Below are 10,546 nucleotides of genomic sequence, written 5' to 3' on the forward strand. Positions count from 1 at the left end.
TTGCGTTTCGGCGTTAGGAGCGACGGTGAAAGAGCATGCACGACCACAGGTCGCGGTGATCGGTGCCGGAATCAGTGGGCTGACCGCGGGCAAGATGCTCGCCGACTACGGCGTCGGGTACACGACGTTCGAGGCCTCTGACCGCATCGGGGGCAACTGGGCGTTCGGCAACCCGAACGGGCACAGCAGCGCCTACCGGTCCCTGCACATCGACACCTCCAAGCATCGGTTGTCCTTCAAGGACTTCCCGATGCCCGAGCACTACCCGTCGTTCCCGCACCACTCCCAGATCAAGGAATACCTCGACGACTACGCCGAGGCGTTCGGGCTGTTGAACAACATCGAGTTCAACAACGGCGTCGTGCACGCCGATCGGGACCCCGACGGCGGGTGGCGCATTCTCGACCAGGCAGGTGCCCAGCGGCGCTTCGACCTGCTGGTCGTCGCGAACGGGCACCACTGGGATCCTCGGTTGCCCGACTTCGCCGGCACCTTCTCCGGGGAGTCGATCCACTCGCATTCCTACATCGATCCGAGCACCCCGCTGGACCTGCACGGAAAACGGATCCTGGTGGTGGGCATCGGCAACAGCGCCGCCGACATCACCGTCGAGCTGTCGTCGAAGGCGCTACGCAACGAGGTCACGCTCTCGACCAGGTCGAGCGCCTGGATCGTGCCCAAGTACATCGCGGGCCGTCCCGGTGACATGTTCTGGCGCACCACGCCGCACCTGCCGCTTTCGTGGCAGCGCAAGGCGGTACAACTGGTCGCCCCGATGCTGGGCACCGATCCGACCATGTACGGCCTGCCGGCAGCCGACCACAAGCTCTTCGAGGCCCACCCGACCCAGTCGGTGGAGCTGCCGTTGCGCCTGGGCTCCGGCGACGTGACGCCCAAGCCGAACATCGAGCGCCTCGACGGGGACACGGTGCACTTCGTCGACCAGACCAGCGACCGGTTCGACGTCATCATCTACGCCACCGGCTACAACATCACCTTCCCGTTCTTCGATCCGGAGCTGGTCAGCGCGCCCGGCAACCAACTTCGGCTCTACAAGCGGATGTTCAAACCCGGGATGGACGATCTGGTGTTCATCGGGTTCGCCCAGTCGGTTCCCACCCTCTTCCCGTTCGTCGAGTGTCAGTCCCGGCTGCTGGCCGCCTACGCCGTCGGGCAGTACGCGCTGCCGCCGGCCGACGAGATGGAACGGGTGATCGACGACGATCAGCAGCTGCACGCCGGCCACTGCACCGACCGGCCGCGGCACACCCAGCAGGTCGACTACTTCGTCTACGAGCACGACCTGCGCACCCGCGAGATCCCCGCCGGGCGGGAGCGGGCCCGCCGGCAGCCGGCTGCGGTGCTGCGATGACGCCGGCCGAGGTCGGCTTCCCCAGCTCGGGCGAGCGCTGCAGCGCCTGGCACTTCGCGGGTGGCGGCAACGAGCCCGGTGACCGCCCCCTGGTGGTGATGGCGCACGGGTTCGGCGGGACGAAGGACTCGGGCCTGGCGCCCTTCGCCGAACGGTTCGCCGCCGCCGGGGTGGACGTGCTGGCCTTCGACTATCGCGGCTTCGGCGACTCGGAAGGGCACCCACGGCAGTCGCTTTCGGTGCGACGTCAGCTCGCCGACTACCACGCCGCGGTCGAGGCGGCCAAGAACCTGCCCGGAGTCGACCCGGCCCGGATCGCGCTGTGGGGGGTCTCCTTCTCCGGCGGGCACGTGCTGCGGGTGGCCGCCGAGCGCGACGATATCGCCGCGGTGATCGCGCTCACCCCGTTGACCAGCGGGATGGCGGTCAGCAGGGCGGCCATGAAATCCCGTGACCTGCTCACGTCGCTGCGCTGGACGCTGACCGGGGTCCGGAGCAAGGTCGCGGTCGCCCGTGGCGGCGCCCCGACGCTTATGCCGCTGGTGTCCCCGGCCGGGGAGCCCGGCGCGCTGGCGCTGGAGGGCGCCTACGACAGCTACCTGTCGATGGCGGGACCCACCTGGCGCAACGAGATCGACTGTTCGGTCGGTCTGGAGGTGGTCGGGGTGCGAACAGTGCAGGCGGCCAAGCGGTTACGGTGCCCGCTGCTCGTTCAGATCGCCGATTTCGACTCCTACGTGCCGGCCGACGCGGTGGCCGCGACCGCGGTCCACGGCCGCGCGCAGGTGCACCACTATCCCTGCGACCACTTCGACGTCTGGGCGGGTCATGACTGGTTCGACAGGGCCTGCTCGGACCAGATCGCCTTCCTGGGCCGGGTGCTGCGCGCTCAGTAGTGGGTGGAGCCCTGATCGACGGGGATCGCGCTGGCAGTCACATACTTCGAGTCGTCACTGGCCAGCCAGCAGACCGCGTCGGCGATGTCCTCGGGCTCGACCGCCCAGGTGGGCAGGAACGGGGTCATCATGTTGGACAGCTGCGGGTTGGTGTCCATCGCGGCGCCCAGCGCACTGACCATGTCACCGGTTCCCATCGCGGTCATGACCGGGCCGGGGTGCACGCTGTTGACCCGGATCGAGTGCTTGCCCAGCTCGGCGGCGAACGCCCGAGCCATCCCGGTGACCGCGTGCTTGCTGGCCGTGTAGTGGATCATGAACGGCTGCAGCTTGATGCCGGCGGCCGAACTGATCAGGATGATCGACCCGCCGCGCCCACCGGCGATGATTTTGTCTGCTCCGGCCATCACGGTGTTCCACGTTCCGGTGACGTTGATGTCCATCACATCGCGGAAGTCGTCCGGTGTGATCGCATCCCAGGCCTGCGGCGCCGAGACGCCCGCGTTGGCGACGATCACATCGAGGCGTCCCAATTCGGCGACACCGGCCTCGACGGCATGGCGCAGGCCCTCGCTGTCGCGTGTGTCGACCACCGATGCCAGGATCCGTCGTCCGGTGGCCTCGACCAGCTTCACCGTCTCGGCCAGGTCGTCGCGCGTCGCGGGATCGTAGGGCACGCATGCCGGCAGAGCTCCGGCGATGTCGACGGCGATGATGTCGGCGCCCTCGGCCGCCATCCGGACGGCGTGGGCGCGGCCCTGCCCGCGTGCCGCCCCGGTGACGAAAGCGACCCGGTCCTGCAGCTTCCCGCTCATCGCAGACCCTTCTGTGCAGCCTTGACCAGGTTGGCTCCGATGATGAGCCGCTGTATCTCGCTGGTGCCCTCGTAGAGCCGCAGCAGCCGGACTTCGCGGTAGATCCGCTCGACGGGCACCCCTCGCATGTAACCGGCTCCACCGTGCACCTGCACCGCGAGATCGGCCACGTTTCCGGCCATCTCGGTGCAGAACAGCTTGGCTGCCGACGGGGCGATCCTGCGGTCGTCGCCGCTGAGCCATTGCCGGGCCGCATCGCGGACCATGGCCCGCCCGGCCATCACGCCGGTCTGCTGGTCGGCCAGCATCGCCTGCACCAGCTGGAAACCGCCGATCGGGGTGCCGCCCTGGGTCGCGGTCGCCGCGTAGGCGACCGACTCGTCGAGAGCCCGTTCGGCCGCGCCGACGGCCAGCGCGGCGATGTGGATCCGGCCGCGGGCCAGCGAGGTCATCGCCGCCCGGTAGCCGTGGTCCTCACTGCCGCCGACCAGTGCCTCGTCGCCCACCCGCACGTCGGCGAAGCGCACATCGGCGGTCCAGGCGCCCTCCTGGCCCATCTTGGCGTCCTTGCCGCCGACCTCGACGCCCGGGCTGTCGGCCGGCACCAGGAAGACCGCGATCCCGGGCCCCTGGTCGTCGGCCGGCCGGGTGCGCGCGAAGACGATGAACAGGTCGGCCACCGGGGCGTTGGTGATGTACTGCTTGGCGCCGTTGATCACCCAGGAGTCGCCGTCGCGGACGGCCTTGGTCTTCAGCCCGGAGGGGTTGGACCCGGCGCCGGGTTCGGTCAGCGCGAAGGACGCCACCACGTCGCCGGACGCGATCTGTTCCAGCCACCGGCTCTTCTGTTCCTCGGTGCCGAAGCCCACCAGCACCTGGCCGGCGATGCCGTTGTTGGTGCCGAACATCGAGCGCAGCGCCAGGCAGGTGTAGCCCAGCTGCATCGCCAGCTCCACGTCCTGGGTGATGTCCAGCCCGAGACCACCCCACTGCTGGGGGATGGCGTAGCCGAACAGGCCCATCTTCTTGGCCTGGTCGCGCAGGTCGTCGGGAACCCGGTCGTCGGCGACGATCTCCTGTTCCCGGGGGACGACGGCGGTGCGGACGAAGTGGCGAGTCTGGGCCAGGATCTCCTGGAAATCGTCGTCGCTGACTTCGGCTGTGCTCATCGGTCGCTGCTCCTATCGGCGGACACTTCAGGCATATGCTTTTCAAATATCCTATATGAAATACGATGAGGGTCGGTCCGGGATCGAGATGAGTGAAGGATTGGTGGAACAGGTGTCATTGCTGACAGGTAAGACCGCCGTGATCACCGGCGGAGCGCAGGGACTGGGCTTCGCGATCGCGCAGTGCTTCGTCGCCGAGGGGGCGCGCGTGGTGCTCGGCGACGTCAACGCCGAGGCGACGCAGGTCGCCGCCAAGCAACTGGGCGGCGATTCGGTCGCCCGCGCGGTGCAGTGCGATGTCACCAGCGCCGCCGACGTCGACGCGCTGATCGCCGCGGCGACCGACGGTTTCGGCGCCCTCGACATCATGGTCAACAACGCCGGCATCACCCGCGACGCCACCATGCGCAAGATGACCGAGGACGAGTTCGACCAGGTCATCGCCGTGCACCTGAAGGGCACCTGGAACGGACTGCGGGCCGCGGGCGCGGTGATGCGCGAGGCCAAGAGCGGGGCCATCGTGAACATGTCGTCCATCTCGGGCAAGGTCGGCATGGTCGGCCAGACCAACTACTCGGCGGCCAAGGCCGGCATCGTCGGCATGACCAAGGCGGCGTCCAAGGAGCTGGCCTACCTCGGGGTGCGGGTCAACGCGATCCAGCCGGGCCTGATCCGCTCGGCGATGACCGAGGCCATGCCGCAACGCATCTGGGATTCCAAGGTCGCCGAGGTGCCGATGGGGCGCGCCGGTGAACCCGAAGAGGTCGCCAAGGTGGCGCTGTTCCTGGCCTCCGACCTGTCCTCGTACATGACCGGCACGGTCCTCGAGGTCACCGGCGGGCGGCACCTGTGACGGCCGAGGCGGTCATCTGCGAGCCCGTCCGCACCCCGATCGGGCGCTACAACGGGATGTTCAAGAGCCTCACCGCCGTCGACCTGGGCGTCGCAGCGCTCCAGGGCCTGCTGACACGAACCGGGGTGGCGCCCGAGGCCGTCGAGGACGTCATCGTCGGGCACTGCTACCCGAGCATGGAGGCGCCGGCGATCGGCCGGGTGATCGCCCTGGACGCGGGGTTGCCGGTGACCGTGCCGGGCATGCAAATCGACCGTCGCTGCGGATCGGGACTGCAGGCGGTGATCCAGGCGTGTCTTCAGGTGGCCAGCGGCGCCAACGAACTCGTGGTCGCCGGCGGCGCCGAATCGATGAGCAACGTCGTGTTCCACTCCACCGACATGCGCTGGGGCGGAGCCCGAGGCGGCATCACGGTGCACGACGCGCTGGCGCGCGGCCGCACCACGGCCGGCGGCAAGAACCATCCGGTACCCGGCGGCATGCTGGAGACAGCCGAGAATCTGCGCCGCGAATACCGCATCCCGCGCGACGAGCAGGACGAACTCGCCGTGCTGTCGCACCAGCGGGCCGTCGCGGCCCAGCAGTCCGGACAACTCGCCGGCGCGATCATCCCGGTGACGGTGTCGACGCGCGCCGGAGACGACGTGGTCGACACCGACGAACACCCCCGTGCGGACACCTCGATGGAGTCGCTGTCCAAGCTCAAACCCGTTCTCGGCAAGAGCGATCCGGATGCGACGGTGACCGCAGGCAATTCCAGCGGGCAGAACGACGCCGCGTCGATGTGCCTGGTGACCACGCCCGAGAAAGCCGAGGCCCTGGGGCTGACGCCGCTGGTGCGGATGGTGTCCTGGGCGGTGGCCGGGGTGGCGCCCCACGTGATGGGCATCGGTCCGGTGCCGGCCACCGAGGCGGCGCTGGGCCGCGCCGGACTCACCCTGGCCGACATGGATCTCATCGAGCTCAACGAGGCCTTCGCCGCCCAGGCGCTGGCCTGCCTGCGGGAGTGGAAGTTCGGCGACGCCGACCTCGAGCGCACCAACGTGCACGGCTCGGGCATATCGCTGGGCCATCCGGTCGGCGCCACCGGCGGGCGCATGCTGGCGACGCTGGCGCGCGAACTGCACCGCCGGGGCGGCCGATACGGCCTGGAAACCATGTGCATCGGCGGCGGTCAGGGGCTGGCCGCGGTGTTCGAGACCGTCAGCGCGAAAGGGGCGCAGGCATGACCAAACTGGCCCAGACCCTCGGCCTGACCGAGTTTCAGACCGAGATCGTCGCCACGGTGCGGCAGTTCGTCGACAAGGAGATCATCCCCACCGCCCAGGAACTCGAACACGCCGACGAGTACCCGCAGGCCATCGTCGACGCGATGAAGGAGATGGGGCTGTTCGGGCTGATGATCCCCGAGGAGTTCGGTGGCCTGGGGGAGTCGCTGCTGACCTACGCACTGTGCGTCGAGGAACTCGCCCGCGGCTGGATGAGCGTGTCAGGGGTGATCAACACCCACTTCATCGTCGCCTACATGATCCGCCAGCACGGCACCGACCAGCAGAAGCGCTACTACCTGCCCAAGATGGCCACCGGAGAAACCCGCGGCGCGTTCTCGATGTCCGAACCCGAGCTCGGCTCCGACGTCGCCGCCATCCGCACCCGGGCCCGCGCCAACGGTGACGACACCTACACCCTCGACGGGCAGAAGATGTGGCTTACCAACGGCGGCAGCTCCACGCTGGTGGCCGCGTTGGTGCGCACCGACGAGGGCGCGGACAAGCCGCACCGCAACCTGACCGCATTCCTGGTCGAGAAACCCGCCGGTTTCGGGGAAGTGGCGCCGGGGCTGGTCATTCCCGGCAAGCTCGACAAGCTGGGCTACAAGGGCATCGACACCACCGAGCTGATCTTCGACGGCTATCAGGCCAGAGCCACCGACATCCTCGGTGAGGCGCCCGGTCAGGGGTTCTTCCAGATGATGGACGGTGTCGAGGTCGGCCGGGTCAACGTCTCGGCCCGGGCGTGCGGGGTCGGCATCCGGGCGTTCGAACTGGCCGTGCGGTATGCCCAGCAGCGCAGCACCTTCGGCAAGCCGATCGCCGAACACCAGGCCGTCGCGTTCCAGCTGGCCGAGATGGCGACCAAGGTCGAGGCCGCGCATCTGATGATGGTCAACGCCGCCCGGATGAAGGACTCCGGGGAGCGCAACGACGTGGCCGCCGGCATGGCGAAGTACTTCGCCAGCGAGGCGTGTGCCGAGGTCACCCAGCAGAGCTTCCGCATCCACGGCGGCTACGGCTACTCCAAGGAGTACGAGGTCGAGCGGCTGATGCGCGATGCGCCGTTCCTGCTGATCGGCGAGGGCACCAGCGAGATCCAGAAGAACATCATCAGCAAGCGCCTGCTGGCCGACTACCGGGTGTGAGCGACGTGAGCGTGCCCGACTTCGCGGCCCGGCCGCAACTCGCCGAGGACGTCGCGGGTTTCGTGCGCCGACGGATCTTCGACGGAACCTACGCGGCGGGAACCTACGTGCGCCTCGACCAGCTGGCCGCGGAGTTGGGCGTCAGCGTCACCCCGGTGCGCGAGGCATTGTTCGAACTCAAGGCCGAAGGCCTGCTCGACCAGCAGCCCCGACGTGGATTCGTGGTGCGCGCGGTGACGGTGCGCGACATCTCCGACGTCTCCGATGTGCAGGCCTACATCGGCGGTGAGCTGACCGCCCGCGCGGCGGCCACCATCACCGACACGCAGCTGGGCGAGCTCGAGCGGATCCAGACCGAGTTGGAGTCCGCCTACGCCGCCGACGACGGGGAACGCGCCGTCCGGCTGAACCACGAGTTCCACCGGGCGATCAACGTCGCCGCCGACTCGCCGAAGCTGGCCCAGCTGATGTCGCAGATCACCCGCTATGCCCCGGAACCGGTGTTCCCCACCATCGAAGGGTGGCCGGAGGAGTCGAATTCCCATCACCGGCGCATCCTCGATGCGCTGGCGGCCCACGACGAGCAGTCGGCGCGCACCGCGATGTCCGAGCATCTGGCCGCCGGCGCCACCCCGTTGATCGACCACCTGACCCGCCGCGGGGTCATCGAGTGATTTCGGCGTGATGGGTCGCGCTGAGCGCGACCCATCACGCCGAAATCGCCAAGGAGAGGAGAGAGTTGATGGGTGTCCTCGACGGGATCCGGGTGCTGGACTACGGCCGGTTCATCGCCGCGCCCTGGTGCTCGGCGCTGCTGGCCGACATGGGGGCCGACGTGGTCCGGGTCGAGAAGCGCGACGGCGGTGAGGACCGGTGGGTGCAGTCGGTGACCGAGTCCGGCGAAGGCGGGACGTTCCTGCAGTGCAACCGCAACAAGCGGTCGCTCACCTTGGACACCACCACCGACGAGGGCAAGGCGATCACCCGCGCCCTGGTGGCGCGCGCGGACATCGTGGTGGCCAACATGCCGGCCGCCGGGATGCGCGCCAGCGGCCTGGACTACGACTCGCTGCGGGCCATCAAGCCCGACATCATCCTGGCCAGCGCCACCGCCTACGGCGAGGGCGGGCCCTACAGCGACAGAATCGGATTCGACGGAGCCGGGCAGGTCATGTCCGGCGCGGTGTACCGGCAGGGCCTGCCCGAGATGCCGCTGCGCACCGTGGTGCCGTACGCGGACTTCGGGACCGCGCTGACGATGACCATCGGGGTGATGATGGCGTTGTATCACCGGGACCGGACCGGACAGGGGCAGCACGTCGAAGGAGCCCTGCTGCCCACGGCGATGATGCTGTCGAACGCGTTCCTGATCGAGCGGGACCTGCTCGGCACCGACAAACCGCGGATGGGCAATCGCGGTACCTCGGTGGCCCCGTGCGACCTCTACCGCACCGCCGACGACGGCTGGGTGCTGCTGCAGATCGCCGGGCAGCCGATGTTCAAACGCTGGTGCCGGCTGATCGGACGCCCCGAACTGTTCGACGATCCCCGGTTCGCCGACGACGATCTGCGCTGGAGCAACGGCGACGAACTCAACGACATCATGGGCCGGTGGTGCGCCGACAAGACCAAGGCCGAGGTGCTCGAACTGCTCGAATCGGCGAAGCTGCCTGCCGCGCCGATGCACTCCACCGCCGACGTGCTCGACGACCCGCACGTCGCGGCGATGGGCTACCTGCAGCGGGTCGCGTTCCCCGGCGCCGCACACGACGTGCCGATCATCGAGACGCCGTTTCGCCTCTCGGCGACCCCGGGTGAGATCCGCACGCGCGCACCGCTGCTGGGCGAGCATTCCGACGAGGTGCTGCGTGAGGCGGGCTACACCGACGACGACATCGCCGGCCTGCGCACCCGCCAGGTCATCTGAGCGGCTGGTCTTCGAGCATGGCCCGCAGCCGGGCCACGTCGACCTTTCCGGTGGCCCCCCGGGGCACCGCCGCGTCGTCGTCGAGCAGCTTCCAGACCGTCGGTACCTTGAAGGAACTCAGCACCGCCCTGGCCGCGGTGCGCAGTTCGGCGACGGTCAGCGGTGCGCTGCACACGACGGCCGCCCCGACCTGCGGGCCCGCCGAACCGCTCACGCTGGTCACGAAGACGCCGCGCACCCCGTCGACGGTGCGCAACGCCTGCTCCACTTCGGTGGGATACACCGTCGCACCGCTGACCTTGAACATGTCGTCGGCGCGGCCGGCGAAGAACAGGAAGCCGTCGGCGTCGAGGTGACCGAGATCGCCGGTGGGGTAGTAGCCGTCGGCGGTGAAGACCTCTTCTCTGCTGCGCCGGCAGATGCCCCGCATCACGTGAGGTCCCCGGATCGCGACCACGCCCACACCGCCGGTGGCCACCGCGGCGCCGGCGTCCGGGTCGACCACCCGCACCTGCATACCGTCGAACGGTTTACCGCAACTGCCCCAAGCGGATTCAGGCATATCGGTGTCGGCCGGGTAACCACAGTAGGGGCCGAACGACTCCGTCATGCCGAACAGCCGGGCCCTGGCCGCGGGCGCCGCGCGCGCGGCTTCGGGGAGCAGCGCCTCCAGGCTGCCGGGCCGCAGTGCGCTCAGGTCGACGCCGGCATCGCTGATCTCGCCGAGCCGTGCGGCCAGCGTCTCGGCCTGATCGGGCCAGCCGCGGAACAGCGTCACCCGCTCGGCGGTCAGCAGCCGCAACGTCGACCGGGGTTCAGGCACCGCTTCGGTGACCAGGGTGGCACCGGCGACCAGCGCCGACATCACCCCGCCGGCGAACCCGCCCACCCAGAAGAACGGCATCGGCAGATACAGCCGGGTGTCGGCGTCGACGCATCGCGCCGACAGTCCGGAACGCACGGCGCCAACGGCGTTGCCGTGCGAATGACGGACCCCTTTGGGGGCGCCGCTGCTGCCGGAGGTGAACATGATGGCCAGCGGGTCGGCCGGGCGCACGGCGCGTGCCAGCGCGTCGGCCACCCGGTGTGCCGCGG

General features: G+C 69.2%; 10 protein-coding genes. 7 read left to right on the forward strand and 3 right to left on the reverse strand.

Annotated elements, in window-relative coordinates; genetic code table 11:
- The first annotated feature begins 25 nt into the window (after positions 1-25).
- On the forward strand, positions 26-1,372 hold the full coding sequence (locus ACXAID_RS06535; protein WP_475021376.1) for a flavin-containing monooxygenase: 1,347 nt from the start codon (positions 26-28) through the stop codon (positions 1,370-1,372).
- Entirely contained in the window at positions 1,369-2,268 is a 900-nt protein-coding gene (locus tag ACXAID_RS06540) for an alpha/beta hydrolase (RefSeq protein ID WP_475021377.1), read from the forward strand. Before ACXAID_RS06535 ends, ACXAID_RS06540 begins: the two co-directional genes overlap by 4 nt.
- Here the strand turns inward: ACXAID_RS06540 and ACXAID_RS06545 are convergent.
- Both ACXAID_RS06545 and ACXAID_RS06550 read right to left on the reverse strand, forming a co-directional pair.
- Positions 2,262-3,083, reverse strand: a complete 822-nt coding sequence (locus ACXAID_RS06545; protein ID WP_475021378.1) for a mycofactocin-coupled SDR family oxidoreductase — start codon at positions 3,081-3,083, stop codon at positions 2,262-2,264. The two genes, ACXAID_RS06540 and ACXAID_RS06545, sit on opposite strands and share 7 nt — an antisense overlap.
- Positions 3,080-4,252, reverse strand: a complete 1,173-nt coding sequence (locus ACXAID_RS06550) for an acyl-CoA dehydrogenase family protein (RefSeq protein WP_475021379.1) — start codon at positions 4,250-4,252, stop codon at positions 3,080-3,082. The genes ACXAID_RS06545 and ACXAID_RS06550 overlap by 4 nt, the downstream gene beginning before the upstream one ends.
- Before the next feature lie 88 nt (positions 4,253-4,340).
- Between ACXAID_RS06550 and fabG the strand changes: the two genes are divergently transcribed.
- From fabG to ACXAID_RS06575, 5 genes are all read left to right on the forward strand, one after another.
- On the forward strand, positions 4,341-5,105 hold the full coding sequence (fabG, locus tag ACXAID_RS06555; protein ID WP_475021380.1) for a 3-oxoacyl-ACP reductase FabG: 765 nt from the start codon (positions 4,341-4,343) through the stop codon (positions 5,103-5,105).
- A complete protein-coding gene (locus ACXAID_RS06560; protein WP_475021381.1) occupies positions 5,102-6,334 on the forward strand; it encodes an acetyl-CoA C-acetyltransferase in 1,233 nt (410 codons plus the stop codon). Before fabG ends, ACXAID_RS06560 begins: the two co-directional genes overlap by 4 nt.
- Entirely contained in the window at positions 6,331-7,524 is a 1,194-nt protein-coding gene (locus tag ACXAID_RS06565) for an acyl-CoA dehydrogenase family protein (protein WP_475021382.1), read from the forward strand. The genes ACXAID_RS06560 and ACXAID_RS06565 overlap by 4 nt, the downstream gene beginning before the upstream one ends.
- 5 nt (positions 7,525-7,529) lie before the next feature.
- Complete coding sequence (locus ACXAID_RS06570; RefSeq protein ID WP_475021388.1) at positions 7,530-8,198, forward strand: GntR family transcriptional regulator; 669 nt, start codon at positions 7,530-7,532, stop codon at positions 8,196-8,198.
- A 68-nt stretch (positions 8,199-8,266) separates the two neighbouring features.
- Positions 8,267-9,451, forward strand: coding sequence for a CaiB/BaiF CoA transferase family protein (locus ACXAID_RS06575; protein WP_475021383.1), 1,185 nt, complete (start codon positions 8,267-8,269; stop codon positions 9,449-9,451).
- Here ACXAID_RS06575 and ACXAID_RS06580 read toward each other — a convergent pair.
- Positions 9,444-10,546 (reverse strand): ANL family adenylate-forming protein (locus ACXAID_RS06580; RefSeq protein ID WP_475021384.1); only part of this gene is annotated, 1,103 nt, incomplete at its 5' end. The genes ACXAID_RS06575 and ACXAID_RS06580 overlap by 8 nt on opposite strands.

Source organism: Mycobacterium sp. ABE4_509 (genome assembly GCF_056160785.1).

Coding starts and splice junctions, on each gene's coding strand:
- fabG (WP_475021380.1), top strand. CDS start 4,341: ATGAGTGAAGGATTGGTGGAACAGGTGTCATTGCTGACAGGTAAGACC.
- ACXAID_RS06540 (WP_475021377.1), top strand. CDS start 1,369: ATGACGCCGGCCGAGGTCGGCTTCCCCAGCTCGGGCGAGCGCTGCAGC.
- ACXAID_RS06565 (WP_475021382.1), top strand. CDS start 6,331: ATGACCAAACTGGCCCAGACCCTCGGCCTGACCGAGTTTCAGACCGAG.
- ACXAID_RS06545 (WP_475021378.1), bottom strand. CDS start 3,083: ATGAGCGGGAAGCTGCAGGACCGGGTCGCTTTCGTCACCGGGGCGGCA.
- ACXAID_RS06575 (WP_475021383.1), top strand. CDS start 8,267: ATGGGTGTCCTCGACGGGATCCGGGTGCTGGACTACGGCCGGTTCATC.
- ACXAID_RS06550 (WP_475021379.1), bottom strand. CDS start 4,252: ATGAGCACAGCCGAAGTCAGCGACGACGATTTCCAGGAGATCCTGGCC.